We start from the raw sequence: 26,635 nt of genomic DNA on the forward strand, positions 1-26,635 counted from the left end.
CGCTTTTGGTGTCTTGATTTGACCATCTGGTCAAACTCACGCTATCACGGGTTCGACATCAGTCAAGAAATAGCAGAGCTCGGTGGGAATTTTTGGCATATTCCGCACTTGCGAGCCCAAAAATCAGACAGGCAAAGACATGTCCAAAGACCGCGCACCAACACGAATTCAGAAAAAAAACCGCGCTGCAATTCTAGAAGCCGCTTTGAACGTGTTTTCTGCCTACGGTTTCCGCGGTGCCACCGTCGACCAGATTGCTGCCGAGGCCGGGTTGAGCAAGCCGAATCTTCTATATTATTTCCCCTCAAAAGAAGCGATTCACACGGCCCTTCTATCTGGCCTTCTCGAGATTTGGCTGGCCCCTCTCCATGATCTCGACGCCGACGGGGACCCATTGGAAGAGATACGCGCTTATATCCATCGCAAACTGCAAATGAGCCGGGAACTTCCGCGCGAAAGCCGTCTGTTTGCCAATGAACTGGTCCAGGGTGCGCCACGCATACACGATGCATTGTCCAATGATCTCAAAACTTTGATGGATGAGAAGACCGCAATCCTTACGGCCTGGATGGAACAGGGTAAAATCGCGCGCCTCCACCCCTACCACCTTATTTTCTCCATCTGGGCTTTGACACAGCATTATGCGGATTTCGATGTCCAGGTTCGGGCCATTCTTGGCGACGAAGACCCATATGAGGGTGCTGAACCGTTTATCGACACGCTCTACCGCAAATTGCTGGCGCCTTAGGTTTTCGTTAGCCGGAACCCGCTCACCCTGAGCCTAGGATGACGCTACTCTTTTCTTCCCTGTCCACACACAGGTGCCGTGGTAAGGCTTTCGTTGGGTGGGTAGAGCGAGAAGTGGGACATAAGGCGTTCCAAGACTAAGTGAGGAGGCGCGGATATCATCTGATCCGCACCGCCACCCAATATGTCGCAAACTGCCACAACGCCCCCCATCGACATCCTGTTCTAAGAAGATTCGACGAATTTTCTTGGACTACTCGGCGGCTTTCGCCATTGGATTGTTGGGATGGGTTGTCCAGTTGCTATATTCGGGCTGCACTTCCTGTCCCGTGCGCGGGTCGATTTCGCCAGCGTCCATCGGCACCATGGAAATACATCCCTCGACCGGGCACACATCCACGCACAGGTTACAGGCCACACATTCGTCATCCATAACCTCGAACACGCGCTCTTCGGACATTGAAATGGCCTGGTGGCTGGTGTCTTCGCAGGCGGCATAGCAACGACCACACTTGATGCACTGATCCTGATCAATCTTGGCTTTGGCGACATAATTCAGGTTCAGATATTGCCAGTCGGTCACGTTCGGAACCGCAAGACCGACAATTTCCGAGACGTCCTGATACCCTTTTTCATCCATCCATTTCGACAGACCCGCCGTCAGTTCGTCAATGATCTTGAACCCATAGGTCATCGCCGCCGTGCAGACCTGAACATTGCCGCAACCCAATGCCATAAACTCTGCTGCATCGCGCCAGGTGGTCACACCGCCAATACCCGAGATCGGCATTCCGTTCGTTGCCTGTCCACGCGAAATCTCGGACACCATCGACAGGGCAATCGGTTTCACCGCAGGGCCACAATAGCCGCCGTGGCTGCCTTTGCCGTCAATCGAGGGTTCAGGGCTGAAGCTATCCAGATTGACACTGGTAATCGAGTTAATCGTGTTGATCAGCGATACCGCATCCGCACCACCATTCTTTGCGGCCTCGGCGGGCTTGCGGATATCAGTGATATTCGGCGTCAGTTTCACGATGACCGGACGGTCATAGTATTTCTTGCACCAGCGCGTCACCATCTCGATATATTCCGGCACCTGCCCTACGGCTGCCCCCATCCCGCGCTCGCTCATCCCGTGTGGACAGCCAAAGTTCAGTTCGATCCCGTCGGCACCGGTTTCGGCAACACGCGGCAAGATAGCCTTCCAGGCTTCTTCCTCGCACGGCACCATGATCGAGGCGATCAGGGCGCGATCTGGATAATCAGCCTTAACCCGCGCCATTTCTTCAAGGTTTACCTCTAATGGGCGGTCTGTAATCAGCTCGATATTGTTCAGACCCAACAACCGACGGTCTGCGCCGTAGATCGCCCCATACCGCGGGCCATTAACATTGACGACCGGTGGACCTTCGGACCCGAGTGTTTTCCACACGACCCCCCCCCATCCGGCCTCAAAGGCACGGCGGACGTTATATTCCTTGTCCGTCGGCGGCGCAGATGCCAGCCAATATGGGTTGGGGCTTTCAATTCCCAGAAAGTTCGATTTCAAATCAGCCATTTATCCGGCCTCCCTGATGCTTGCAGGCATCTTGATCATTGAGTTTCAGACAATCAGACTTGCGTGGATATCCATCGCGGCATCGCGCCCCTCGGCCACTGCGGTCACGGTCAGGTCATCCCCACCTGCGGCGCAGTCGCCTCCGGCCCAGACCGCTTGTACCGATGTGCGCCCGGCGCCCGTGACGGCGATCTTGTTCCCGTCCAACGTCAGCCCTTCGGGCGCTCCTTCCAGCGTCTGACCTATCGCCTTCAGCACCTGATCGGCAGGCAGGCGGGTTTTCTCGCCGGTGCCCTTCAACTGACCGTCATGGCTAGCAGTATACTCCAATTCGATCTCGGCGGCTGCCCCGTTGCCGTGTACGGCTATGGGCTGAACATTGGTCATGATCCTGACGCCGTGCGATGCGGCCAGATCCTGCTCATAGCGGCTGGCACCCATCGCCTCGCGTCCGCGCCGGTAGGCGATGGTGACGTTTTCCGCGCCCAGCAATTTCGACTTTACAGCTGCGTCAACCGCGGTCATGCCGCCTCCGATGACGACGACATTCCGCCCAACGGGCAGCTCAGCCAGATCGGCCGCCTGACGCACATCCGAGATAAAGTCGACCGCGTCGCGCACGCCGGTCAGATCCTCGCCGCCCGCTCGCAATGCATTCACACCTGTCAGACCGATGGACAGGAAAACCGCATCATAGTTGTCAACAAGGCCATCCAGCGACAGGCCCTCGCCCAGCACCGATCCGGTCTCGATGGTGATGCCGCCGATCCTCAGCAACCAATCGATCTCAGCCTGAGCGAAATCATTGGTCGATTTATAGGCGGCAATTCCATATTCATTCAGACCGCCGGGTTTTGGGCGGCTTTCGTGAATGACCACATCATGCCCCAGCATCGCCAGCCGATGAGCACAGGCTAGCCCTGCGGGCCCTGCCCCGATCACGGCCACCGTTTTGCCGGTGAATGCGGCGCGCTGGAACGGATGGTCGCCCGATACCATAACGCTGTCAGTAGCAAACCGCTGCAAACGCCCGATCTCGACTGGCGATCCTTCGGCGGTTTCGCGTACGCAGACTTCCTCGCACAGCGTTTCGGTCGGACAAACACGGGCGCACATGCCACCCAAGATATTCTGGCCAAGGATGGTTTCACCCGCAGCTTCAGGCTGACCGGCTTGAATCTGGCGCATGAACAATGGAATATCAATGTCTGTCGGACAGGCCGTCACACACGGCGCGTCATAGCAGAAATAGCACCGATCCGCGGCCACTGCGGCCTCATGCGGGGCAAGTGGTGGATGCAGATCCGTGAAATTCGAGGTCAGCTCATCGCTGGAAAGCCTCCCGGAGACTATGCCGGGGACCATCTGGCCCTGTGCCATCGCTCTACTCCCTGTAGATATGTTGTTATGGCCTCAGCTTGGCACAATCTGATTTTTTATCAAATGGTAAATTTTGCCAAATGGTCAAAAAATGAATAACTAGGCCGAAACACCCGGTTTTTTACTGTACATTGCTGGTTTTTTGGGCCGGAACCGCTCAGATCATCTGTGACAGGTGCCCCGATTTGATCCAAATTCGCGCGCCCTCTGCTCCTGCCAAAGCAGTGGAACGCGCACCTGGCGGTAATCTCAACCAGTCCCAGACCGAAAATTCTTCGTCGGATTCCTGCACCGAACCTGCGATGACAAACAACTCCAACCCATCGACTGCATCCAGATCCAGCTTTTCGCCAGGTGACAAATTCAATACGCGAACATCTTCGCGTGAGTCCTTGAAAAGCTGAAGATTCGAATCCCCAGTAATCGACCGACGAATTTCGGTCCTGTCCTCAGGGTCAAACTGGTGCAGTTTGACTAGTATCGTCGCGCCTTCTTTTGCCGAAGGCGTATGGGAAGATGTCGGAGGATTGCGCACATAACTACCTGCAGGAAAATCACCGGTCTCGTCCTGAAACACACCGTCCAGCACCAAATACTCCTCTCCTCCATCATGCGTATGGGCGGCAAAGGCGCTTCCTGGGGCAAAGCGGACAATCGTGGTGGCGCGGGCGACCTCTTCCCCGATCCGGTCCAACATCTTGCGCTCGACCCCTGCGGCAGGTGACGCAATCCAGTCATTCCGGTCGAAATGCACAGCAACACGTTTTGTGAAATCTGCGTTAACTCTCATGCGGCTTCTCCTGTTTGGTCTGGTCTCTAGATGGTTGCGCAAGTCCTGAATTCAAATTTCAGATGCATGATCTATGATCACATCTGGTTTTGTGCCACGTCTCTACCTAGTGTACGCCCAACCAAAATTCGAGCAGTGCTGGCCCAACGCCACGAACCCGAGAGACGCCCGATGCAGACCGCCAACAATAAATTCAATATCGTGGTCATCGGCCAAAACAACCGGCTGCAATACGAGGCACTGCTGTTTGCAGCCTCGTTACGACACAGCTGTCCCGATTTCGCTGGCCGCCTGTTCGTTGCCGTTCCTCAACCGGGGGCCCGATGGTCACAGGACCCCAGCATTCAGGATGAGGATGTCCTGAAAGCGTTACACCAGCTTGGGGCCGAAATTCTACCGTTTGAAAACCGGGCTTTCGGTGGAAGCTATCCCTATGGAAACAAGATCGAGGCGCTCTTTTCCTTGCCCAAGGGGGAACCATTTGTCTTTTTCGACAGCGATACGCTTGTCACCGGAGACCTGAATAGTGTGCCCTTCGATTTTGACCGCCCCGGTGCCTCGCTGAAAGTTGAGGGGACATGGCCGCGCCCGACCCTGTATGGTCCGGGGTATGACGGTATCTGGCGCGCCCTGTATGAACGGTTCGAACTGGATTTCGACAGCTCCTTGGACAAGGCCCAACCAGCCGAATACTGGCGGCGCTACCTGTATTTCAATGCGGGTTATTTCTTTTACAGATGCCCACGCCAGTTCGGCGAACGGTTCCTGGAATATGCCTGCACCATCCGGGATGAGGATATCCCGGAACTCGCGGGCCAAACACTGGACCCATGGCTGGATCAGGTCGCATTGCCGCTGGTTATCCATGCCCTTGGCGGCGGCCGCGACGCACTGCCCACTGGCCTGCTGGACGGGTCGGTCACGTGCCACTACCGTCTGTTTCCTCTGCTGTATGCACGCGAAAGCGACAATGTGATCGAGGTTCTGGAAACTGTGGTTGCGCCCAACAAGTTCAAGAAAGTGCTCAAGGGCTATGACCCAATAAAGAAACTGGTGCTCCAGCGCAAAGGGCACAAAATACGCGAGATGTTCGATCGCGAAAACCTGCCTCAGCGCGAGCAGGTCATTCGCAACAAGATCAAAAGCAAAGGTCTATGGATGCGCTGACAGCAATGTTGTGCGCACGCGTCCAATCGCCTAGAGATTCTGCAACACATAGTCCAACAGGAGATTTCCACCATGTCTGACGGCCCCACCTACGGTTTCGACACGCTTCAAATTCACGCAGGCGCGCGCCCTGATCCGGCAACAGGTGCCCGTCAGACGCCGATTTATCAAACAACGGCATATGTGTTTCGCGATGCAGACCACGCGGCGGCTCTGTTCAACCTGCAGGAAGTCGGCTTTATCTATTCCCGCCTGACCAATCCCACCGTGGCGGTTCTGCAGGAACGCGTGGCAACGCTTGAGGGTGGCGTTGGAGCAGTTTGCTGCTCGTCCGGTCATGCCGCCCAAATCATGGCACTGTTTCCGCTGATGGGACCTGGCTGCAACGTGGTGGCCTCGACCCGGCTGTATGGCGGCACGATCACTCAGTTTAGCCAGACGATCAAACGGTTCGGCTGGTCTGCCAAGTTTGTGGATACTGACGATCTGGACGCTGTGAAGGACGCGATCGACGAAAATACACGAGCGGTGTTCTGCGAATCCATCGCCAACCCTGGCGGCTATGTCACCGATATACGCGCACTGGCGGATGTGACAGATGGCGCCGGCATTCCGCTGATCGTCGACAACACCTCGGCCACACCCTATCTGTGCCGCCCGATTGAGCACGGCGCGACGCTGGTTGTGCATTCAACCACCAAATACCTGACCGGCAACGGCACTGTCACCGGCGGCTGTATCGTGGATTCGGGCAAGTTCGACTGGTCCGCGAATGACAAATTTTCCTCGCTCAGCCAGCCGGAACCGGCCTATCACGGGCTGAAATTCCACGAGACATTCGGTCCGCTGGCTTTCACATTCCACGGCATCGCAATCGGCCTGCGTGATCTGGGCATGACGATGAACCCACAGGCGGCGCATTACACGCTGATGGGGATCGAGACTCTGTCTCTGCGAATGGAGCGTCATGTAGAGAACGCGCAAAAGATCGCAGCCTGGCTAGAGGCCGATGACCGCGTGGAATATGTGACCTATGCGGGCTTGCCCTCGTCGCCCTATCACGACCGGGTCAAGACGCATTACCCCAAAGGGGCCGGTGCGCTATTCACTTTTGCGGTCAAGGGCGGCTATGACGCCTGTGTCAAACTGGTGAACGCGCTGGAGATCTTCAGCCATGTGGCCAACCTGGGCGACGCGCGGTCGTTGATCATTCATTCGGCCTCGACCACCCACCGTCAGCTGACCCCGGAACAGCAAGAGGCCGCAGGCGCCGGTCCCAGCGTTGTTCGGGTGTCCATCGGCATCGAAGACGCCAACGATCTGATTGCCGATCTGGATCAGGCGCTGGCCAAGGCAACGGCCTGACAAATGGCTGGGCACGATACCAACGATCTAGGCCAGCCCATCGGCCGGCCGGTTTCGGGCAATTTTCCGCGCCCGACGCCGCCTTATACACCGATGGAAGGTCAATACTGCTCGGTCGTGCCCCTTGATGTGAACAGGCATGCGCCCGGTCTGTACCGGGCGTTTGCCAATGACACTGATGGGCGGAACTGGACTTATCTGCCCTATGGCCCATTCGACAGCGAAGAAGATTTCGCCGCCTGGACCCGCGCGTCCTGTATGGATGCCGATCCCATGTTCCACACAGTGCTAGACGGTGATGGCACCCCGATTGGCATGGCCTCGTTCCTGCGGATTGAACCTGCGGCCGGTGTGGTCGAGGTTGGGCACATCCATTTCTCACCGCTGCTGCAGCGCAGTCCGAAATCCACCGAGGCGATGTACTTGATGATGCGCCGCGTGTTCGACGAGCTGGGGTATCGCCGGTACGAATGGAAATGCGACGCGCTGAATGCCCCGTCCTGCAGCGCGGCCCAAAGGCTGGGCTTTACCTTCGAAGGCGTCTTTCGGCAGGCCACCCATTACAAAGGGCGCAACCGCGATACGGCCTGGTACTCGATCCTCGATACAGAATGGCCGCGCATCCGCTCGGCTTTCGAGGGCTGGCTTTCACCAGAAAATTTTGATCAGTCGGGCCAGCAGCGGCAATCCCTGATGGCCCGAACCAGCGACACATCCTAGTCGGAAATCAGAAATTCCATCGACACGTTGACCGAGACCGAAATCTCGCCCCCGGAAACCGGAACGCCGCCCTCAGCCGCCATGTTCATTGCACGCATTTGAGGCATGGGATTGAACCCTCCGGCCTGTTCGCGGATCATCTGAACCGGGCCCAGCGTGACTTCGGCTGCCTGTGCCAGTTGGTTGGCCTTTGCCCTTGCCTCACCCACTGCCTTGGCCCGCGCCTGTGCCTCAAGCGGTGCAGGGTCCTGAATTCCGAAACTCAGCCCGCCGAAATTGTTGGCCCCGTCGTCAATGACCGCATCCATGATGGTACCCAGCTGCGACAGATCGCGAACACGCACCACGACGCTGTTGGATGCGACAAAGCCGGAAATCTCTGGCCGCTCTCCGCTAGAACTGTTCCGCCCAGACCATACCGGCGACAAAGACAGATCACGTGTCTGCACATCACGGGTTTCGATCCCCATCTCATCCAGTCGAGTCAGAATTTTGGTCACCGCGTCCGAAGTCGCCTGCATCGCATTTGATGCCTGTGCATCTTCGTTTGTTACACCCAGGGTAATGGTGGCCATATCCGGGGCCGCATGCACCATGCCTACCGCATCAACAATGATGCGACGTTCTTCCGCAGTTGCCATCCCTACCGACGACATGGCCAGCACAGCAGCCAGAAAAGCGATTTTCTTCAATATCTTCCCTCCAATTATCCTGATTTCAACATGGGGCTGCACCGGGTCACGGGGCAAGAGGAGACGCAGGCTTTTTCTTTCCCTCGGCGAGATCCTGCTTTAATGTCGGTCTGCGGACGAGGCATCGTTTGCATTGCAACTGACAATTATGGTTCCTCCGGATTATGAAACCCGCTTTTGCGCTGTCCATTTCTACAACCGGAATTTCTTTGCACCACAATTCCGATGGCGACTGGTTCGCCATAGGTGAGGTGTCGTTGGATGCCTCCTACTTGGAAGAGCAGTTGAAAGTGCTTCGGGACAAGGGGTTTGCGCTTGAAAATGACCTGAGTTGCAAGGTCGTTATCCCAAGGGATCAGGTCAAATTCATCAAAGTCGATACGGCCGGATCATCCTTCGAAGAAACCGAACAGGCTGTGCAAAATGCTGTATCCGATGCCACCCCTTATGACCTGACAGAGCTGGTATATGTCACGGCAGATGACGGGGCGACCACATGCGTCGCCGTCGTTCCACGCGATACACTGGAAGAAGCTCGGGGGTTTGTGCTGGGATACGGATTCGTTCCGGTCGCGTTCAGCGCTGCATATGAAACAGATGACTTTCCGACCGAACCGTTTTTCCCGCTTGGGGACGCGCCTGCGACCACGAACGCGCCCAAAGTGATCGCCACAGACCCCGCGCAGGATAGTCCGGTTGTTCATGCGATCGCCGATTCTACCGCTCCGACCAGCTTTTGGCCTGTCCAAAAAGTGGCCGCACCTACCTGGACCTCTCTGCCATCAGTGCGAATTGCAGCGGCGGTGGCTTTGATGTTGGTGGCCGGTGGCATATGGAGTCTTTTCAGAGAAGACAGCCCTGCCCCTGCCGATTCAGAACTGGCCCTGCTGGACGAAACAATATCCCAACCCGAACCGAGTTCTGGACCTGTCGAGCCTGCAGAAACACCCGCAGCACAGGCCGAAGTCACAGTGCCCGAGGCCGCAGAGCCAGAAATGGCACCGACCTCTGAATCAGAGCCAGAGCTGTCTGCAACCGACCAGGCAATTCTTGAGGCGCTGAACGTTGCGCCCACGTTGGTAGACGAAATCGAGCTTGAGCCTGAACCTCAGTTAGTTCCGACACAGCCGGAGATCGAAATCACGTCACCAGGCCTTTTGATAGCGCCAGCGCAGGATCCGCAAATTGAGCTGTATCTGGCCTCCAAAGACGACTCGAATCTGTCGCGTGATGCAATCGCATTGCCGCCAGTACACACATACGACACCGACCTGCCATTTGATTTCGAACCACTTTCAACCGCTGCCGGGGCAAGGTTCAGCCTTGACGAGCGCGGGCTGGTAATACCAACCAAAGAAGGCGTCTTGAACCCGGACGGAGTGGTTGTCTATTTGGGAACACCTTCGAAAACTCCCCCTCCATCGGCTTTGGTCCGGCTGGAAAAGGCACCTGTTGAGGAAGTGGTCGACAACAGGCTGGCGACATTGCGACCAAAACCAAGGCCCGAGAACCTGACCGAAAATTTTGAACGGCAACGGCTTCAAGGGCGTACATTGAAGGAATTGTCCGGAATTCGCCCGAAACCGCGCCCGGAATCCCTGTTGCGTGCCCCGCCGCCCCCGGAATCGACTGAGCCCCTTGCGGAAATGAGGGTGCCGCGCCCCAAACTCCGACCGGCCGGACTGACCCGGCAGGCCAGTGCAGGTACTGCGACTTTGGGTTCGGCAGCTGGAATTGAACAGCTCAACAATGAGGTCGGAACGTTCCAGCCCAAAACCACAGCGCCCAAAATCCCATCCTCGGCTTCGGTTGCACGGCAGGCCACAATCGACAATGCAATCAACCTGCGGAAACTGAACCTGATCGGGGTTTACGGCAGCCCATCCAATCGCCGCGCATTGGTTCGGCTGCCCAGTGGCAGGTACAAAAAGCTTAAGATCGGGGACAGGCTTGACGGCGGCAATGTCATTGCTATCAGCGACAATGAATTGCGCTATCAGAAACGCGGGCGAAACGTGGTTCTCAAGATGCCACGTGGTTAAGGGGCGGCCTGCGCGAGTGACCACGCAGGATTACCTTCTTGCATCAAGCTGCTGAAATTTCTCCACTTTCAATCTGCTCTCGCTCGATGGATTCGAACAGCGCCTTAAAGTTTCCCTCGCCAAACCCATCGTCGCCTTTGCGCTGAATGAACTCGAAGAAAATCGGTCCGATGACCGTTTTCGAGAAGATTTGCAGCAGAATCCGGGTCTCACCACCGTCCAGAACGCCCTCTCCATCAATCAGAATGCCGTGCTTCATCATCCGGTCCAACGGCTCTTCATGATCGACCACGCGGGTTTTAGACAACTCATAATAGGCTTCGTTCGGGCCGGGCATGAACTTCAGCCCCTTTTCGGCAATCGCATCGGTCGAGGCATAGATATCCTCGCTGCCCACAGCGATATGCTGGATGCCCTCGCCCTTGTATTTCTTCAGGTAGGAAACGATCTGCCCGGTTTCACCGCGATCTTCGTTGATCGGAATGCGGATACGCCCGCATGGAGACGTCAGCGCGCGACTAAAAAGACCGGTGAATTTGCCCTGAATGTCAAAAAAACGGATTTCACGGAAGTTGAACAAATCACCATAGAACTTGAACCACTTGTCCATATTGCCCTTGTAAACATTGTGGGTCAGGTGATCGAGATAATAGAACCCATCCCCCCGGGGCTTGGACTGTTCGATCCATGTGAATTCCTGATTATAGGGCGATGTTTCGTAATATTGATCAATGAAATAGATCAACGATCCGCCAATCCCCTTGATTGCAGGCACATTCAGTGTCTTGTCTGCCGCGTCATAAGGTTCAGCCCCTTTCGCTACAGCGTGCTCATAGGCTTTCTGCGCATCCACAACGCGCCATCCCATCGCCGGAGCACAAGGGCCATGCTCGCCCACGAACCGGGCAGAATAGCTGTCGGGATCTGCATTCAGGATGTAAGTCACATCACCCTGTTGCCACAACTCAATCGCAGGCTTGTCCTTGTGGTGACCTACCAGCGCGAATCCCATCTTTGCGAACAGATCGCGCAGCTCTTGCGGCTCGGGATGTGCGAACTCGACAAACTCGAACCCATCGGTTCCGGCGGGGTTTTCATCCGATATGATTGATTTCGGGGCGTTGTGAGGGAAAGGACCCATGGCGCGTCTCCGTTAATACAGGAATTTATTTGCTGATTTCAAAATACGTCTTAATCGGCACTTTTTTCGCGCATAGTTTTCCAATAACTTAAAGGGGCGCGCGTAAATTGCGCATAAGATTGGCCAATCACGGAGTTTTTCCGCACATGCTTGATTCCACTGATACGCGCCTGCTGTCAGCGCTGCAGAAAAACGCCCACCTAACAGCACACCAACTTGGAGAGATGTTGAACCTGTCGCCCAGTCAGGCTGGTCGCCGGCGCCAACGGCTGGAGGCTGAAGGGTATATCACCAGCTATGTCGCTCGCCTCGATCCTCTAAAGTTAGGGTTGCAGGTGCAGGGTTTTGTTCAGGTTCATCTGAGTACGCACGGCCCCGAGCAATCTGAAGGCTTTGCCCGTATGGTCGAAACACGCGCCGAAATCACCAGCGCATGGACAATGACAGGTGAGGCCGATTATTTACTACATGTCTATTGCGACGATCTATCCGCGCTTAATCGCTTGCTTCATCAGGTAATCCTTCCACATCCTGCAGTGGCTCGGATACAAAGCCAAATCGTTATGGATCAGCTCAAACGCGACGCCCCCCTGCCCACCTGAGCGCATTGAAAGGACGATCATGGACAACTTCCTTTACCAGGCGACGATCTATCTGGCTGCGGCTGTGATCGCCGTGCCGCTTTCGGCGCGTCTGGGACTGGGCTCTGTACTGGGATATCTGGCCGCGGGCCTTGTCATAGGGCCGTTGTTCGGATTGGTGGGTGCGGAAACGGAAAACCTGCAGCATGTGGCTGAATTCGGCGTAGTCATGATGCTGTTCCTGATCGGACTTGAACTGGAACCGCGCGCTCTTTGGGATATGCGGGACAGGCTTTTGGGGCTTGGCGGCCTCCAGGTGCTTTTATCGACCGCAGTGATCGCCAGCGTCGCCATGTATGCAAATCATCCATGGTCCGTAGCCCTGGCAGTGGGGTTGACGCTTTCCCTGTCATCAACTGCGATTGTTTTGCAGACCCTGTCGGAAAAGGGCTTGATGAAAACGAATGGAGGACGGGCGACCTTTTCAGTACTGCTGACTCAGGACATCGCGGTCATACCAATCCTGGCACTGCTTCCACTGCTGGCTCTGCCTGCCATTCCCCAGATTGCAAATGACGGATCTATCAACCGCATATCCACGGGGCACCACGGCGCGGCGCATCATAGCTTGTCATTGGTCGAGGGGTTGCCAGGGTGGGCGGTAACGCTTGTCACCATTGCCGCGATCGGTTTCGTCATTCTCGCCGGAGTGTACCTGACCAGGCCCTTGTTCCGCTTTATTCATGCGACCCGGCTCCGCGAGATGTATACGGCGCTGGCGTTGATGATTGTGGTTGGCATTTCCTTCCTGATGACGCTGGTTGGCCTGTCACCCGCTCTGGGCGCGTTTCTTGCAGGTGTGGTGCTGGCCAGTTCCGAGTTCCGGCATGAAATGGAGAGCGACCTAGAGCCGTTCAAAGGCCTTTTCCTTGGTCTGTTTTTCATCACCGTTGGCGCGGGCATCGATGTCGCCTATTTCTTTGACGACCCCTTCGACCTGATCGGACTGGCCCTGTTGGTAATCTTGGTCAAAGGGATCATTCTGTTCCTGGTTGGCCGCGCCTTTAAACTGCGCGGACGCGATCACTGGCTGTTTACACTGGGGCTGGCGCAAGCAGGTGAGTTCGGCTTTGTCCTGCTGGCGTTTTCGACCCAGCAGAATGTGATTCCAGGGGATCTGTCACAAAAACTTTTGATGATCATTGCGCTGACCATGCTGATCACGCCGCTTTTGTTCATCATTTATGATCTTCTCTCGCGCCGGATGGGGGATGGCACACCGGCACCCGAACCGGATGAGATCGACGAGAAAGGCCCGGTCATCATCGCCGGGATCGGGCGATTTGGTCAGATCGTCAATCGTCTGGTGCAGGCAAGCGGGTTCAAAACCATCGTTCTTGACCATAACATCGAAACCATCCAGCTGATGCGTCGCTTTGGCGTAAAAGGGTTCCTGGGGGATCCGACCCGTCCGGAATTGTTGCGCGCGGCCGGCCTTGAAAAAGCATCTGTTCTGGTGGCTGCGATGGATGATCGCAAGAAGGTGACGCGTCTTGTCGGCTATGCGCGCCGCCAGCGCCCAGACCTACACATCGTCGCGCGGGCACGGGATCGGACCCATGTGTACGAGCTGTATCAAGCCGGCGCGAACGACATTGTGCGCGAGACATTCGATGGCTCATTGCGGGCCGGGCGATATGTGCTCGAGAATGTGGGTCTCAGCGAATACGAGGCAGCGCAGGCCGAACAGACTTTCTACCACCATGATCGCATGTCGGTTCGTGAACTGGCAGAGCTCTGGATTCCCGGGCTGCCCACCGCCGAGAACAAAAAATACATCGAGCGGGCGCAGCAGCTGGAAAAAGACCTTGAGACCGAACTGCTGGAATTGGCGGAAGAAAACGACAAAAAATCGGCCTGACCTTCAACTGACGGTCAGGCCGCGCGGATCAACTGTCCGAGACGCCAGCTTCGGCAAAGGTCGCCATGCCGGAATGACAGGCAACAGCGCTTTTGAGGATATTGATCGCCAGCGCCCCGCCAGAGCCCTCACCCAGTCGCAGCCCCAGCTTCAGCAAAGGCTCTTTACCGAGCTTGGCCAACACAGCGCCATGCGCACCTTCCGCGCTCTGGTGCCCGGCGATCGTGTGATCCAGCGCGCTCTCTGAAATGTCAGACAGACACGCGGCGGCCGCTGAGCAGATAAAGCCATCCAGAATAACCGGAATGTGCAGCGCGCGTGCGGCGGCAATGGCTCCGGCCATAGCGGCGATCTCGCGTCCGCCCAGACGGCGCAGAATCTCTAGCCCATCGCCCGAACCGCCATGTAGCATAACACCTTCGGCCACCACACGGGTTTTGTTTGCTAGTCCCGCATCATCGACACCTGTTCCGCGACCAGTCCAATCACCCGCCTCACCTCCGAACAAGGCGCAAGCAATCGCCGCTGCGGGGGTCGTGTTGCCGATACCCATTTCACCAACAACAAGAAGATCGGCGTCTGGTCTGACCGCAGCCCACCCGGTGCGCAGCGCCTGCAACAGGTCGTCCTCTGACATAGCTGGACCTGATGTGAAATCCGCGGTCGGTCGTTCAAGCTCCAGCGCGTGGACATCCATCGTAGCACCAGCCGCCTTGGCCAGCTGGTTGATGGCCGCCCCGCCATGTTCAAAGTTCAACACCATCTGCACGGTCACTTCCGGCGGAAAGGCCGAAACACCCTGTGCTGTGACACCGTGGTTTCCGGCAAACACGATAACCTGCGGCGAGGTGATCTGCGGGCGGGCATCCCCGCGCCAGCCTGCATACCAGATTGCCAGGTCTTCCAACCGACCAAGCGCGCCCGGAGGTTTGGTCAGCTGCCCATTACGGTCAGTCGCCCCTTGCGCAGCGGCATCATCGGGCCCGGAGGCTTGCCGGACAGCTTCGCGGAAAGAATTCAGATTGTTAATTTCGGGCAGCATCCAAAGCCTCGTTGCATCAGAGTGGTCCTGCGTGTTTAACCGAAGCGATCAAACCGACAAGACCCTGAAAGGCGCAGGAGTGCTAAAAAACGACACCAAGCTCATTTCTGCCTGGGATATTCCGCTGGCTTTGGTCCTGTTGACGCGTTTGCCCGTGCCGCGGCTGCCTGACAGAGTGTTCTCGCGTCAGGCCAGTGCCGTTTGGGCCTTTCCATTGGCGGGGCTTGTTGTCGGCCTATTGGCCTGTGCCGTGGGATGGATGGCGACGGCCATGGGGCTGCCGTCGATAGCGTGTGCCATACTTGTCGTTCTTGTCCTGACCATCACCACCGGCGCGATGCACGAGGATGGGCTTGCAGATACCGCCGACGGGCTGTGGGGCGGTTTCACGCCTGAACGGCGGCTAGAGATCATGAAGGACAGCCACATCGGCACCTATGGCGTCCTTGCCCTGACTTCTTCGCAACTGCTGCGCGTGTCGTTGATTACTGCGATCCTTTCGAATGCGGGTTTTACCACCATATTGGCCGCATGCATCGTTTCGCGGGTTATGATGCCTGTTGTTATGTCCTTCCTTCCAAATGCCCGCCAATCAGGCCTTAGCCATTCAGTGGGCGCACCCGGATCGACCGCGGTGATACTCGGCGGGGCCATGGCGCTGCTGCTCACTCTGCCAATGATCGGGTTGCAGGTGGTTTTCCCTACGCTGATTGCCGCTTTGTCTGCGGTGGCAATGGCGATGCTAGCCAAGGCCAAGATCGAGGGTCAGACCGGTGATATACTGGGCGCCACTCAACAACTGGCCGAGATAGGGTTTCTTATGGCCGTAGCTACGCAGGTTTAGTGGCCCCGATTTCATCTGGTGACTGCAATATAAAAAGGCCACCTCCTTGCGGGGATGGCCCTAAAATTTTGATTTCAGCAGGTTCAGGCCGCCGCTGCCGCGCGCGAGGTCAGAACCTCATCCACCTGCCTGGCCGCAGACACTTCGCCTGCGCCGGATACTGCCGCGACTTCGCGGGTCAGACGCTCAAGCGCGGCTTCATAAAGCTGACGTTCGGAATAGCTCTGTTCGCGCTGATCATCGGTGCGGTGCAGATCGCGGACAACTTCGGCAATCGAGATCAGATCACCCGAGTTGATCTTTTGTTCATATTCCTGTGCCCGGCGGGACCACATGGCACGCTTGACCTTGGCCTTGCCCTTAAGCGTTTTCATCGCCTGGCTGATGACATCCGGCGAGCTGAGCGACCGCAGACCAGACTCGGTCGCTTTGTTGGTCGGCACGCGCAGGGTCATTTTGTCTTTCTCAAAGGAAATGACGAACAGCTCGAGCGAGTATCCGGCAACTTCCTGCTCTTCGATCGAAATGATCTGACCGACACCATGGGCCGGGTAAACAACATAGTCGTTGGGGCGAAACTCAAGCTTCTTCGACTTAGACATACAGGTTCTTCCTTGGTTACGAGAGCGCGGGACAGACAACAAAACGACCCACCCCGTGCCAGTACGGCCCGGTCAGGTTGCTGTGTTTTCAACTAATCAGAACTCCAAAGCGAGCATACTTACGGAGTCATCCCCATCTCAATCAACGTTCAATTTTCGAGTATATCACAAAATTGAGACACTCGAAAGGCTGCCCCTTTCCACATGAAAGAAAGGTGTTAAGAAACAGATAGATAAGGCGCCATCCCACTGCTGAACTGACAAGTTCAGAGCGCGAATCGCTTAGCCGCCCTCGCCGGGGGCCTCAGAGAAATATTTCTCCATCTTACCCTCTTCGCCATCACGCTCTTCTGCGTCGGGCAGCGGGTCTTTCTTGGTCACGATCACCGGCCACTGCTCGGAGAACTTGCGATTGAACTCGACCCATTGATCCATGCCCGGCTCAGTATCCGGACGGATCGCATCAGCGGGACATTCAGGTTCACATACTCCGCAATCGATGCATTCATCGGGATGGATGACCAGTGTATTCTCACCTTCATAGAAACAATCCACCGGACACACTTCGACACAGTCGGTGTATTTGCAGGCGATGCAGTTTTCAGTGACAACATAGGTCATGGTGAATTTCCCGTTTGCGGTTTGGGCGTCTAGCTAAATCAGTATGGCGTCAGCTTCAAGATATGTTCAGCTATCTTGATTGCGAGAAAGATCAAGTAGACGCCGATCCTTCTTGGTGGGACGACCTTTTCCCTCAAACCCTGGATTTCGCGGCTGCGTGTCCTGCTTTTCGGTCAAATCGGTATATAATGTCTGCGCCTCGGATGCTGGTCCGCGCCGATCACCCAGTTTTTCGATACGCACTACGCGCACAACGCGCGCCTGAGGGAAGGTCAGAACATCACCGGGGGCCACAGGCTGCGCCGGTTTCAGGATCCGGTTTCCGTTGACGCGGACATGGCCGCCACTGACCTGTTTGGCGGACAGGCTGCGGGTCTTGAAGAACCGAGCCTGCCACAGCCATTTATCGATCCGAAGCCGGGCCTCGGTCATCAGGCGTTAATTGCCTTCCTTCAAACCCATAAGCGCGGCCGCGAACGGGTTATCGGGATCAATGGGCTTTTCTTTCCTGGGCGGACGAGACGAGAAGGTCTTGGCACCCTGCGGCTTGCCACCTTTCTTGCCCTGCGGCTTGCCCCGGCCATCCTGTGGCTTACCGCGCGGCTTACCTTTGCCCTGCCCCTGCCGCTGTTCACGGCGTGGGCCTTGGTTGGCCTGACGCTGACGGCCCCAGGTGAAGGTATAGAAAACCTCAACCTCGGGTTCATCTGTTGCTGCTGTCGGCACGGTGGCCTCGGCTGCTGCCGCGGTGCTTTCGGTGGCCTCGGCTGACGCCTCGGTGGGTGCGGCGACCTCTTCGGGGGTTCCCTCTGGTGCGGGTACTTCCTCGGAGGCAGCTGCTTCCGTGGCCTCTGCGGCAGGTAGCTCTGCCGGCGCGGGCTTAACCTTTTCACGCTCGGCGCGTTCGGCCTTGTAGCCCAGCCCCTGCATCAGGTCGGCGAATTGTTCCAGCGTCATACCGGTGATCGACAGCATGTCAGGCTTGGCCTCGAACCCACCACGGCTGTCTTCAGCGCGCAACATGTCGGCCAGACGTTCCAGCATGTCGATCCGGATCGAGCGTTCGCCCGCATCGCGATAACCACACATAGTGTCATAACCGTCAGGTGCGCCCTTGGCGATGGGCACAGTAACAAGACCCGGTGGCGGCGCGTCGGGAAATTCCTGCAGGCCATTTGCCAATGCCCACAGAACAAGACGCAGACGCGTTGGGGCCGGTTTCAGCAGCAGCGGCATGAAAATGGTGAACTGACCAAAACGGATACCGTGTTTGCGCAGCGCGCCACGGGCGTCCTGATCCAGATCCTTGACGTCTTGCGCGACACCTGCGCGCGGCAATACGCCCAGCGCCTCAACCATGCGGAAGGCAAAGCCCCTAGCCAGCCCATTGAGTTCTTCATCGCGCGACAGGTTCAGCAACGGCTCGAACAGTGCGGCCACTTTGCGGTCGATGAAATGCTGCAGGCGACGCTGAACTTTCTGTTCAACATCAGGGCCCGCGGCCTCGTCCACAAAAACCTCGACTAGCGGCTTGAGAGGCTCTGCCCCGGCAACCAGCTTGCCAACGGCATATTCACCCCACATCAGGCCACCCTGATCGGTAAAATCAATTTCGGTATCGGGTGCATTATAGAAGCGATCGGCACGCAGATGGAATTGCGGCGCGAGGGCTTGCAAGGACGCCGATTTCAAGGCTTTCGCCTCGGCTCCTTGCGCGCTTTTGTCCGGACTGAACCGGAACCCTTCCAGACGACCGACGAATTCACCTTCGACGGTCACTTCACCCTTGTCATTTACTTCGGCCAAAAGGGCCTCCTTCTGTTTGAGCCGGCGCAACAAAACGGATGTGCGCCGGTCCACAAATCTCTGAGTCAAACGGTCATGCAGAGCGTCTGACAGCCTGTCTTCTACAATGCGCGTCTCATCACGCCAATGGGATTCGTCACGTACCCAACCATTTCGTTGCGCAACGTAAGTCCAGGTGCGAATATATGCCAACCTTTTTGACAGTGCATCTATATCGCCATCCGTTCGGTCGATCCGGCGGATTTGCCGCGCTATAAAGTCATCTGGAATCGAACCACCTTCATGCAGGTAGCCAAAAATCACTTCGAGCAGGCTGGCATGTTCGGCATGGCTGATGCCGCGAAAATCGGGGATTCGGCAAACATCCCACAACAAACGAACGGATTGCGGATCACTGGCACGGGCCGCAATTTCGGCAACTTGCGACAAGGATTTAAGCACATTCAGATCATCTGCCGGACGGGCTTTGATCAGGTGTTCGCTATCCGGGCTAATCTCGAGCGTGTGGATCAGAGCGTCAATCGAACCAAACTGCAAGGCGGCATTCCGCCAATTCAGTTTTTTCATCGGCGCAAAGCGGCTGTCCATAATGGCCTGCGCGACACCGTCGTCCAGAGGCGGCGCCTCGCCGGTAACGCCGAAGGTTCCATCGGACATTCCACGCCCTGCGCGGCCAGCAATTTGGGCAAGCTCATTCGGGGCTAGGGGCCGCATGCGCCGGCCATCGAATTTGGTCAGGGACGAGAACGCAACATGGTTCACATCCAGGTTCAACCCCATCCCGATGGCATCGGTGGCAACCAAATAGTCGACCTCACCATTCTGATAGAGCTCAACCTGTGCATTCCGTGTACGCGGGCTAAGCGCCCCCATGACCACAGCTGCCCCACCCTTTTGACGGCGTAGCAGCTCGGCGATGGCATAGACGTTGTCGACCGAAAACCCGACGATGGCGCTGCGCGGTGGCATGCGGCTGATTTTCTTGGAGCCAGCATAGACCAGTTGCGACATCCGCTCTCGCCGGACGAATTGTGCTTCGGGCACAAGTGCCGCGATGGGACCGCGCATGGTATTGGATCCCAGAAACAGGGTTTCATTGGTGCCGCGCGCGCGCAGCAACCTGTCGGTGAAGACGTGGCCGCGTTCCGGGTCGGCGCAGAGTTGGATTTCGTCGATAGCCACAAAATCGGCACCCATGCCTTCGGGCATCGCCTCGACTGTACAGACCCAATATTTCGCACGCGGCGGTACGATACGTTCTTCCCCGGTGATCAGCGCCACCACCGACGACCCGCGAATGGCGACGATTTTGTCGTATACCTCGCGCGCAAGCAGACGCAGCGGCAAGCCGATCACCCCCGTGCGGTACCCCAGCATACGTTCGATTGCGTAATGGGTTTTGCCTGTATTGGTTGGGCCAAGTACGGCCACGATTCGGGATGACCCGCTCACCTTTGCCCCCTGCCCCCGGTCCTCAGAGGGCCGAGCCCTCGACCTGGGCTTTCAGTCGATTCACTGCATTGGTTACTTCTTCGTAATGGGGATGTATAGCCAAGGCATGGGAATAGGCCGCAAATGCTTTTTCGGGCTGACCCAGAATCTCAAATATCAATCCAAGCCCGTAGATGGCCTCATAGTTGTTCGGGTTCAGCGTCAGGGCATGTTCCAGATCTGCGGCAGCCATCCCGAACCTTTCGATCCCAAAAAACGCAGAGGCCCGCGCGTGCCAGCCTTCGGCGAAATCAGGCGCGTGGTCTGTCAGGGCCGTCAAATGCTCGATCGCGGCATAGGTGTCACCATCATCCAGTGCTTCGCGCCCACGCTCCAGCAGCAGATCGGCGGAGGCCGAACCAGATTGCGACCAGAGCGCCCGTAACTGGCGGTCGATTCCAGTCGCCTGGTCCGGTGTGGCCTGCGCAAGGTTCTGCAACAACTCGGCCTCGTCGCGGGAATCCTCCTGCTGTGCAAGGCAAGTGGAGGAAAACATGACTAGGACAAAAAGTGCCGCAACGGTACCTTTGAGATTGTTGATTGCATTGCTCATAACAAGTGTCAGTGTAGCGTTGCGACCGAGGATGTCCATTCACGGCGTACTAACAAAATGAGGAAGATCATGAGCGATTCATTGGAAAAAGCCGCAGCAGTGCTGAATGAGAAACTGTCGGGCGGCGATTTCGACGCATCGGCTAAATTTGCCATCGCGGATTTGGGCGCGATCGTAGTTGATGCAAGCGGCGCGCGCATCAGCGATGAAGAAACGGACGTGACTTTGAACGCTGATGCGGACACGTTCGAGCAAATTCTCAATGGTGATCTGGACCCGACAAGCGCCTTCATGGCCGGAAAACTGAGCATCGACGGCGACATGGGCGCGGCAATGAAACTCGCCTCGGCCCTGGCCTGATGGAATATGCGTCGGCCCCTTTGTTCGAAGACGTGGCTGGCGGCCCCGCTGGCGGTGTTGCACATTGGTTGAACACCGCCGACGGTACCCGAATTCGCGTGGCGCATTGGCGCCCCGAAGGTACAGCGAACGGGACTGTCATGCTGTTTCCCGGTCGCACTGAATACATCGAAAAATACGGTGATGCGGCGAGTGAATTCGTCAAGCGTGGCTTTGCCGTGCTGGTGATCGACTGGCGGGGTCAGGGATTGGCAGACCGGTTGCTTGACGATCCTCGGGTTGGCCATGTCGATAAATTCACTGACTATCAGCAAGACGTAGATGTGTCGCTGGAGCTGGCCACAAAGCTTGATCTGCCCAGGCCCTGGCATGTTATCGGCCACTCTATGGGCGGTGCCATTGGATTGCGGGCAGTTTTGGAAAACGATTGTTTTGCTACCTGTGTTTTTACCGGTCCGATGTGGGGGATTTTCTTTACGTCCCTTATGAAACCCATCAGCCGGTTGACCGCAAATTGGGCCCCACGACTGGGGTTTGGCGAAAAGACGCCCCCGACCACATCACTGGACAGCTATGTTCTGACACAGCCTTTCGAAGGCAATAGCCTGACGCGCGATCCTGCCATGTACAAAATGATGCAGGATCATCTGGCCAAGTATCCCGAACTGTCCCTTGGTGCACCGTCGACGATCTGGCTGCGCGAGGCATTAGATGAATGCGACTGGTTGATGGTGCAGACTGCCCCAGCCATTCCATGCCTGACATATCTTGGCTCCCACGAGCAGATTGTGGACCGCAAGGCCATCCGCGCACGCATGGCAAACTGGCCGAACAGCACGTTGATCGAAATTCCAGACGGTGAACACGAAGTCCTGATGGAACCGCCAGAGGTGCGCGACCCTGCATTTGACCAAATCGCCGCGCATTTCAAAGCTGCATAGACGGATCACCCCCTGGAACCGGCGCTTTCCCTTTGACTGTCCGCTTGTGATCCTCGCCGGTCGCGCCTAGATGTTTGCCAAAGCAGATTTTCGAGGTGATCCATGCGCGACCTTCCTTTTCCAGTACGTGACGCAAACGCGGTCGGCGGGGCCGATAATCTTGGCAACCTGCCGGAATGGGATCTGACGGATCTCTATGCTTCGGAAGGCGCGGCCGAGCTTGCGCGTGACCTGGACTGGCTGGAAACCGAATGCGCCGCCTTTGCCGCAGATTACGAAGGCAATTTGGCGGATCTTGATGCCCAGGGCTTGCTGACCTGCGTGTTGCGGAACGAAAAGATCAATTCGATCGCCGGGCGTATCATGTCCTTTGCCGGACTGCGCTATTATCAGCTGACGACCGACGCCGAGCGCGCCAAGTTCCTCTCGGACATGCAGGAAAAGATCACTGTCTTTACCACGCCGCTGGTGTTCTTCACGCTGGAAATCAATCGCCTCGACGACGACGCGCTAAAAGCGCATTTCGACGCCAACACCGATCTGGCCCGTTACGAGCCCGTATTCCGCCGCATCCGCGCGATGAAACCCTATCAGCTATCTGACGAGCTAGAAAAATTCCTGCACGATCTGGGTGTTGTTGGCGATGCCTGGGAACGCCTTTTCGACGAGACCATCGCGGGCTTGACCTTTGATGTTGACGGAGAAGAGTTGAACATCGAAGGCACACTCAACCTACTGACCGAGCAGGACCGCAGCAAACGCGAAGCGGCTTCTGGCGAATTGGCCCGCGTGTTTCAGGACAACGTCAAGACCTTCGCGCGCGTTCACAACACGCAGGCCAAGGAAAAGGAAATCGTCGACCGCTGGCGCAATATGCCGACCGCGCAGACTGGTCGCCATCTGTCGAATGACGTCGAACCCGAGGTCGTCGAGGCCCTGCGCGAGGCGGTCGTGGCCGCCTACCCCAAGCTGAGCCACCGCTATTACGAGCTGAAACGCAAATGGCTGGGTCTGGACGTGATGCAGGTCTGGGATCGCAACGCACCCCTGCCGATGGAAGACACGCAGATTGTCGGCTGGGATGACGCCGAGAAAACCGTGATGGATGCCTATGAGGCCTTTGATCCGCGTATGGGTGAGATCGCCGCGCCGTTCTTCTCGAAGGGTTGGATTGATGCCGCGGTGAAACCGGGCAAGGCGCCGGGCGCCTTTGCGCATCCCACCGTAACTGACGTCCACCCCTATGTGATGCTGAACTATCTGGGTAAGCCGCGCGATGTGATGACCCTGGCGCATGAGCTGGGCCATGGCGTTCATCAGGTGTTGGCCGCCGATCAAGGTGAGATGCTGTCTTCCACCCCGCTGACGCTGGCCGAAACCGCTTCGGTTTTTGGTGAAATGCTGACCTTCCGCAAAATGCTGGACAAGGCCGAAACCCCTGAGCAGCGCAAGATTCTGCTGGCTGGCAAGGTCGAGGACATGATCAACACGGTCGTGCGCCAAATCGCGTTCTATGACTTCGAATGCAAATTGCACGCCGCCCGCCGCGAGGGCGAGTTGACCCCGGACGACATCAACGCCCTGTGGATGAGCGTTCAGGCCGAAAGCCTCGGCCCCGCATTTGAATTCATGGAAGGGTATGAGACGTTCTGGGCGTATATCCCACATTTCGTGCACTCGCCCTTCTACGTCTACGCCTACGCCTTTGGTGATGGCCTCGTGAACGCGCTCTATTCCGTCTACGAAAGCGGCGCGGACGGGTTCGAGGACAAGTATTTCGACATGCTGCGCGCCGGTGGGTCAAAACACCACAAAGAGCTACTGGCCCCGTTCGGTCTGGATGCCAGCGATCCCAAGTTCTGGGACAAAGGCCTGTCGATGATCTCGGGCTTTATTGATGAATTGGAAGCGATGGAGGGCTAATGCGGCCTGTCTTGGAGGCGGTGATGTCAGCTTTGGGGACATTGCCGACCTTGATTTTCCTTCAACCAACGTCTGCTTTGACATCTCTTAGTCTGAGGTTATTGCGTCTCAAGTTCGATTCGACGTAGCAACTGGTCAGCATAAGGCGTCCTGTCTCTATAGGCAATCTTCGTGGGGTCTCCACCCAGCCATTTTACCAAATGTTCGGGGTAGTACCGGCGACGATCAGGTATGACAAAAGGTACCGGGCCAGCCTTCAATTTGAACGGGTTACCTTCAAGAAAATCAGAATCTCTAAAACTGCGTTTAGAGCACTCCCATGAGCCACCAGACTTTTTTGTAACTGGGTTGAATGCGTTAGAGCCGTATCTGTAGCAGAGCTGAACGCCTGCAGAGTTGAAGTCTTGGGCTCGCCATTGGCCTACTACGATTGTGCGATTTCCCGGGTACCATAGATACGATTTACCGTTAGACGCATGATATTCTATCTGCGTCCCGTGTTGTTGAACTAAAGAATTGGGGTCTTGAGTTACTAGTGTTGCATCGCTTAGGGCACTCATCATTGCATTGACAGAGCTGCTATATCCATCTCTGCGATCAATCCATGCCCATACTTCGGCCCGGCTCTCGGGCGTGCCGCAAGCGGCCAGTAGTGTACACAACAGCAAAATGCCGGCCATGCCCTTTGTTTTCTCAAATCGACTTTTGAGCATTTAGGGTCTCCAAAATTCTAATGCCATACAGTACAATTGTTGGAACTACCGCAAGGGCAAAATCCATGCTAGCGCCGGTTTTCACCACAGATCACAAACGTCGGCCATTGTCTCCCAAGTATGGTCAGAAATCACGGCTTGCTTTGACCAATGCCGATGGAAAGCTGACTTTGATGCGCTGTGCGGCATCCTCTACTTTGGGCTCAAAGCAAACATAATAAACTCACCTCAACTGACTGTCCTTCGACCCGCGCCGGTTGATACCGCCGCGCATTTTATGCGCCCCGTCACGTTCTTGCTGGCACTCGAGGCACAGTTTCACGCCAGGCAGTGCTGTGCGGCGCTTTTCGGGGATTGGTTCTTCGCATTCGGCACAATGGGTCAGGCTTTCGCCTACGGGCCGTTTCTGGACCTGCATTCGGGCCAGCTCATCCGAAATGGATGCCTCGATCTGTTCGCTTACTGCGCCGTCGCGCGCCCAGCCACCTGCCATCGGGATGCCTCCTGTAAAGGTGTTAGCCGATTTTGCAGCGGTTCAAGAAGCGTGGCAAGTCATGGCAGCGCCACTGCATTCTCCAGCACACGGTCAATCACTTCCTGCGTGCCGCGTGAAAACTCAAGCGGGCACGGATATTCGGCACCCTCACGGACCGACCGACAAAAAGCTTCGACCTGCAGCTTATAGTGATCGTCCGCGGGGAAACGTGTGACCTGTATTTCCAGGCCGGGGCGGTGCAATTCGACACGCGCCTCTCCGAACACACGCGGATTGAACGGCGCAGTCAGCCGGATCATGCCGCGGTCGCCATGAAACACCATCTCTTGATGCGGATGCATTCGGATCGAGACATAGCTGGAATAGGTGAAATCCGGGAACTGAGCGCGAATCTCGGTAAAAGCGTCGACCCCATCCTCCCACCGGATGGCGGATTCGACCTGAACCGGCTCCTGCCCGGTGACAAAGCGCGCGCTGCCAATCACATAGACGCCAATATCACGCAGCCCACCTCCGCCGGTCTCAGCCCGGTTGCGAATGTTTGCCGTATCCGCCCGGCTGTCAAAGCTGAACGCACCTGTCACATGGGCCAAATTCCCGATCGCCTTGTCGGCGATCAGCTTGCGTACAAACTTCCATTGAGGGTGTTGGACGATCATATAAGCCTCGGCCGCCAACAATCCGGTCTCATCCCGTTTGTTGATCAATGGGGCAAATTCGGACACGGTCATAGCCATCGGCTTTTCACACAGCACATGTTTACCGGCGTCCAGTGCCTTAAGGCTCCATTCGACATGCAAATGGTTGGGCAGCGGGATGTAAACGGCCTCAATCTGTGGGTTGTTCAGCAACGCATCATAGCTGTCATAAACCGTCAAATCCGGGCAAAAGGCCTGAAACGGTTCGGCTTTGGTGGGATCGGACGTCGCAAGGCCTGCCAGACGCGCGCCCTCAGCTGCGTGGATTGCTGGGGCCATATATTGCCGCGCGAATTTCGCAGCTCCCAATACGCCCCAATTCACCGGATTCTGCATCATGGACACCCCTTATGGCTTTGATCCGGTCTGTTGTAATCGCCCTCAGTCCGAGTGTCATTAGCGCTAACACAAATAGAAATCCCGGCACGGCCAATGTCGCAC

24 protein-coding genes are annotated in these 26,635 nt (G+C 56.6%); 11 read left to right on the plus strand and 13 right to left on the minus strand.

Translation table 11 applies throughout. From position 1 onward, the window contains the following. The first annotated feature begins 139 nt into the window (after window positions 1-139). Window positions 140-748, plus strand: coding sequence for a TetR family transcriptional regulator C-terminal domain-containing protein (locus FN806_RS04370; RefSeq protein ID WP_142634388.1), 609 nt, complete (start codon window positions 140-142; stop codon window positions 746-748). A 252-nt stretch (window positions 749-1,000) separates the two neighbouring features. Here FN806_RS04370 and preA read toward each other — a convergent pair whose 3' ends face one another. The 3 genes from preA to FN806_RS04385 form a co-directional block, all read right to left on the minus strand. Beyond that, a complete protein-coding gene (gene preA, locus FN806_RS04375) occupies window positions 1,001-2,305 on the minus strand; it encodes an NAD-dependent dihydropyrimidine dehydrogenase subunit PreA (protein ID WP_142634390.1) in 1,305 nt (434 codons plus the stop codon). 45 nt (window positions 2,306-2,350) lie between these two features. Beyond that, complete coding sequence (locus tag FN806_RS04380) at window positions 2,351-3,685, minus strand: NAD(P)-dependent oxidoreductase (protein WP_142634392.1); 1,335 nt, start codon at window positions 3,683-3,685, stop codon at window positions 2,351-2,353. A 157-nt stretch (window positions 3,686-3,842) separates the two neighbouring features. After that, window positions 3,843-4,475, minus strand: coding sequence for a cupin domain-containing protein (locus tag FN806_RS04385; RefSeq protein WP_142634394.1), 633 nt, complete (start codon window positions 4,473-4,475; stop codon window positions 3,843-3,845). A 171-nt stretch (window positions 4,476-4,646) separates the two neighbouring features. Between FN806_RS04385 and FN806_RS04390 the strand changes: the two genes are divergently transcribed. From FN806_RS04390 to FN806_RS04400, 3 genes are all read left to right on the plus strand, one after another. Further along, the gene (locus FN806_RS04390) at window positions 4,647-5,642 is read left to right on the plus strand and encodes a hypothetical protein (RefSeq protein WP_142634396.1); all 996 of its coding nucleotides are present in this window, start codon (window positions 4,647-4,649) and stop codon (window positions 5,640-5,642) included. A gap of 72 nt (window positions 5,643-5,714) precedes the next feature. Then, window positions 5,715-7,007: an O-acetylhomoserine aminocarboxypropyltransferase/cysteine synthase family protein gene (locus FN806_RS04395; protein WP_142634398.1), complete on the plus strand. Its 1,293-nt coding sequence runs from the start codon at window positions 5,715-5,717 to the stop codon at window positions 7,005-7,007. A gap of 3 nt (window positions 7,008-7,010) precedes the next feature. Beyond that, on the plus strand, window positions 7,011-7,727 hold the full coding sequence (locus FN806_RS04400) for a GNAT family N-acetyltransferase (RefSeq protein ID WP_142634400.1): 717 nt from the start codon (window positions 7,011-7,013) through the stop codon (window positions 7,725-7,727). On the opposite strand, the gene FN806_RS04405 is transcribed toward FN806_RS04400, so the two are convergent. After that, a complete protein-coding gene (locus tag FN806_RS04405) occupies window positions 7,724-8,419 on the minus strand; it encodes an SIMPL domain-containing protein (RefSeq protein WP_142634402.1) in 696 nt (231 codons plus the stop codon). The genes FN806_RS04400 and FN806_RS04405 overlap by 4 nt on opposite strands. Window positions 8,420-8,583: 164 nt before the next feature. Between FN806_RS04405 and FN806_RS04410 the strand changes: the two genes are divergently transcribed. Then, the gene (locus FN806_RS04410; protein WP_142634404.1) at window positions 8,584-10,461 is read left to right on the plus strand and encodes a hypothetical protein; all 1,878 of its coding nucleotides are present in this window, start codon (window positions 8,584-8,586) and stop codon (window positions 10,459-10,461) included. A 43-nt stretch (window positions 10,462-10,504) separates the two neighbouring features. On the opposite strand, the gene hppD is transcribed toward FN806_RS04410, so the two are convergent. After that, window positions 10,505-11,602, minus strand: coding sequence for a 4-hydroxyphenylpyruvate dioxygenase (gene hppD, locus FN806_RS04415; RefSeq protein ID WP_142634406.1), 1,098 nt, complete (start codon window positions 11,600-11,602; stop codon window positions 10,505-10,507). Window positions 11,603-11,748: 146 nt separating this feature from the next. Here hppD and FN806_RS04420 point away from each other — a divergent pair, with 146 nt between their 5' ends. After that, a complete protein-coding gene (locus tag FN806_RS04420; RefSeq protein ID WP_142634408.1) occupies window positions 11,749-12,204 on the plus strand; it encodes an Lrp/AsnC family transcriptional regulator in 456 nt (151 codons plus the stop codon). 19 nt (window positions 12,205-12,223) lie between these two features. After that, window positions 12,224-14,104 (plus strand): monovalent cation:proton antiporter-2 (CPA2) family protein, encoded by a 1,881-nt coding sequence (locus FN806_RS04425; protein ID WP_142634410.1) that lies wholly within the window; start codon window positions 12,224-12,226, stop codon window positions 14,102-14,104. A 28-nt stretch (window positions 14,105-14,132) separates the two neighbouring features. Here FN806_RS04425 and cobT read toward each other — a convergent pair whose 3' ends face one another. Further along, window positions 14,133-15,146: a nicotinate-nucleotide--dimethylbenzimidazole phosphoribosyltransferase gene (gene cobT / locus FN806_RS04430; RefSeq protein ID WP_142634412.1), complete on the minus strand. Its 1,014-nt coding sequence runs from the start codon at window positions 15,144-15,146 to the stop codon at window positions 14,133-14,135. A gap of 79 nt (window positions 15,147-15,225) precedes the next feature. Here cobT and cobS point away from each other — a divergent pair, with 79 nt between their 5' ends. Next, window positions 15,226-15,990 (plus strand): adenosylcobinamide-GDP ribazoletransferase, encoded by a 765-nt coding sequence (gene cobS / locus FN806_RS04435; protein WP_142634414.1) that lies wholly within the window; start codon window positions 15,226-15,228, stop codon window positions 15,988-15,990. 83 nt (window positions 15,991-16,073) lie between these two features. Here cobS and FN806_RS04440 read toward each other — a convergent pair whose 3' ends face one another. The 5 genes from FN806_RS04440 to FN806_RS04460 all read right to left on the minus strand — a co-directional run bounded on the left by FN806_RS04440 (window position 16,074) and on the right by FN806_RS04460 (window position 21,102). Then, window positions 16,074-16,592 (minus strand): CarD family transcriptional regulator, encoded by a 519-nt coding sequence (locus tag FN806_RS04440; RefSeq protein ID WP_142634416.1) that lies wholly within the window; start codon window positions 16,590-16,592, stop codon window positions 16,074-16,076. A 282-nt stretch (window positions 16,593-16,874) separates the two neighbouring features. Continuing rightward, window positions 16,875-17,213 (minus strand): ferredoxin FdxA, encoded by a 339-nt coding sequence (gene fdxA, locus FN806_RS04445; RefSeq protein ID WP_085821728.1) that lies wholly within the window; start codon window positions 17,211-17,213, stop codon window positions 16,875-16,877. Window positions 17,214-17,279: 66 nt separating this feature from the next. After that, window positions 17,280-17,645, minus strand: coding sequence for an RNA-binding S4 domain-containing protein (locus FN806_RS04450; protein WP_142634418.1), 366 nt, complete (start codon window positions 17,643-17,645; stop codon window positions 17,280-17,282). Between the two features lie 6 nt (window positions 17,646-17,651). Then, window positions 17,652-20,471, minus strand: coding sequence for a helicase-related protein (locus FN806_RS04455; RefSeq protein ID WP_142634420.1), 2,820 nt, complete (start codon window positions 20,469-20,471; stop codon window positions 17,652-17,654). Window positions 20,472-20,493: 22 nt separating this feature from the next. Continuing rightward, window positions 20,494-21,102 carry a tetratricopeptide repeat protein gene (locus FN806_RS04460; RefSeq protein ID WP_142634422.1) on the minus strand — a complete coding sequence of 203 codons (609 nt, stop codon included), beginning with the start codon at window positions 21,100-21,102 and terminating at the stop codon, window positions 20,494-20,496. A 30-nt stretch (window positions 21,103-21,132) separates the two neighbouring features. Between FN806_RS04460 and FN806_RS04465 the strand changes: the two genes are divergently transcribed. From FN806_RS04465 to FN806_RS04475, 3 genes are all read left to right on the plus strand, one after another. Further along, entirely contained in the window at window positions 21,133-21,423 is a 291-nt protein-coding gene (locus FN806_RS04465; protein WP_142634424.1) for an SCP2 sterol-binding domain-containing protein, read from the plus strand. After that, window positions 21,423-22,364, plus strand: a complete 942-nt coding sequence (locus FN806_RS04470) for an alpha/beta hydrolase (protein WP_142634426.1) — start codon at window positions 21,423-21,425, stop codon at window positions 22,362-22,364. Before FN806_RS04465 ends, FN806_RS04470 begins: the two co-directional genes overlap by 1 nt. A 102-nt stretch (window positions 22,365-22,466) precedes the next feature. Beyond that, a complete protein-coding gene (locus tag FN806_RS04475; protein WP_142634428.1) occupies window positions 22,467-24,287 on the plus strand; it encodes a M3 family oligoendopeptidase in 1,821 nt (606 codons plus the stop codon). A gap of 936 nt (window positions 24,288-25,223) precedes the next feature. On the opposite strand, the gene FN806_RS04480 is transcribed toward FN806_RS04475, so the two are convergent. Further along, window positions 25,224-25,493 (minus strand): DksA/TraR family C4-type zinc finger protein, encoded by a 270-nt coding sequence (locus tag FN806_RS04480; RefSeq protein ID WP_142634430.1) that lies wholly within the window; start codon window positions 25,491-25,493, stop codon window positions 25,224-25,226. Window positions 25,494-25,552: 59 nt separating this feature from the next. Continuing rightward, entirely contained in the window at window positions 25,553-26,530 is a 978-nt protein-coding gene (locus tag FN806_RS04485) for a Gfo/Idh/MocA family protein (RefSeq protein ID WP_142635148.1), read from the minus strand. Between the last annotated feature and the right edge of the window lie 105 nt (window positions 26,531-26,635).

The organism is Ruegeria faecimaris, assembly GCF_900182615.1.
Classification (GTDB): Bacteria; Pseudomonadota; Alphaproteobacteria; order Rhodobacterales; family Rhodobacteraceae; genus Ruegeria; species Ruegeria faecimaris.

Excerpts from the sequence above, each read along its gene's own strand:
- FN806_RS04370 (WP_142634388.1), top strand. The coding sequence starts at position 140 with ATGTCCAAAGACCGCGCACCAACACGAATTCAGAAAAAAAACCGCGCT.
- preA (WP_142634390.1), bottom strand. The coding sequence starts at position 2,305 with ATGGCTGATTTGAAATCGAACTTTCTGGGAATTGAAAGCCCCAACCCA.
- FN806_RS04380 (WP_142634392.1), bottom strand. The coding sequence starts at position 3,685 with ATGGCACAGGGCCAGATGGTCCCCGGCATAGTCTCCGGGAGGCTTTCC.
- FN806_RS04385 (WP_142634394.1), bottom strand. The coding sequence starts at position 4,475 with ATGAGAGTTAACGCAGATTTCACAAAACGTGTTGCTGTGCATTTCGAC.
- FN806_RS04390 (WP_142634396.1), top strand. The coding sequence starts at position 4,647 with ATGCAGACCGCCAACAATAAATTCAATATCGTGGTCATCGGCCAAAAC.
- FN806_RS04395 (WP_142634398.1), top strand. The coding sequence starts at position 5,715 with ATGTCTGACGGCCCCACCTACGGTTTCGACACGCTTCAAATTCACGCA.
- FN806_RS04400 (WP_142634400.1), top strand. The coding sequence starts at position 7,011 with ATGGCTGGGCACGATACCAACGATCTAGGCCAGCCCATCGGCCGGCCG.
- FN806_RS04410 (WP_142634404.1), top strand. The coding sequence starts at position 8,584 with ATGAAACCCGCTTTTGCGCTGTCCATTTCTACAACCGGAATTTCTTTG.
- hppD (WP_142634406.1), bottom strand. The coding sequence starts at position 11,602 with ATGGGTCCTTTCCCTCACAACGCCCCGAAATCAATCATATCGGATGAA.
- FN806_RS04420 (WP_142634408.1), top strand. The coding sequence starts at position 11,749 with ATGCTTGATTCCACTGATACGCGCCTGCTGTCAGCGCTGCAGAAAAAC.
- FN806_RS04425 (WP_142634410.1), top strand. The coding sequence starts at position 12,224 with ATGGACAACTTCCTTTACCAGGCGACGATCTATCTGGCTGCGGCTGTG.
- cobT (WP_142634412.1), bottom strand. The coding sequence starts at position 15,146 with ATGCTGCCCGAAATTAACAATCTGAATTCTTTCCGCGAAGCTGTCCGG.
- FN806_RS04440 (WP_142634416.1), bottom strand. The coding sequence starts at position 16,592 with ATGTCTAAGTCGAAGAAGCTTGAGTTTCGCCCCAACGACTATGTTGTT.
- fdxA (WP_085821728.1), bottom strand. The coding sequence starts at position 17,213 with ATGACCTATGTTGTCACTGAAAACTGCATCGCCTGCAAATACACCGAC.
- FN806_RS04450 (WP_142634418.1), bottom strand. The coding sequence starts at position 17,645 with ATGACCGAGGCCCGGCTTCGGATCGATAAATGGCTGTGGCAGGCTCGG.
- FN806_RS04460 (WP_142634422.1), bottom strand. The coding sequence starts at position 21,102 with ATGGACATCCTCGGTCGCAACGCTACACTGACACTTGTTATGAGCAAT.
- FN806_RS04465 (WP_142634424.1), top strand. The coding sequence starts at position 21,133 with ATGAGCGATTCATTGGAAAAAGCCGCAGCAGTGCTGAATGAGAAACTG.
- FN806_RS04470 (WP_142634426.1), top strand. The coding sequence starts at position 21,423 with ATGGAATATGCGTCGGCCCCTTTGTTCGAAGACGTGGCTGGCGGCCCC.
- FN806_RS04475 (WP_142634428.1), top strand. The coding sequence starts at position 22,467 with ATGCGCGACCTTCCTTTTCCAGTACGTGACGCAAACGCGGTCGGCGGG.
- FN806_RS04480 (WP_142634430.1), bottom strand. The coding sequence starts at position 25,493 with ATGGCAGGTGGCTGGGCGCGCGACGGCGCAGTAAGCGAACAGATCGAG.
- FN806_RS04485 (WP_142635148.1), bottom strand. The coding sequence starts at position 26,530 with ATGCAGAATCCGGTGAATTGGGGCGTATTGGGAGCTGCGAAATTCGCG.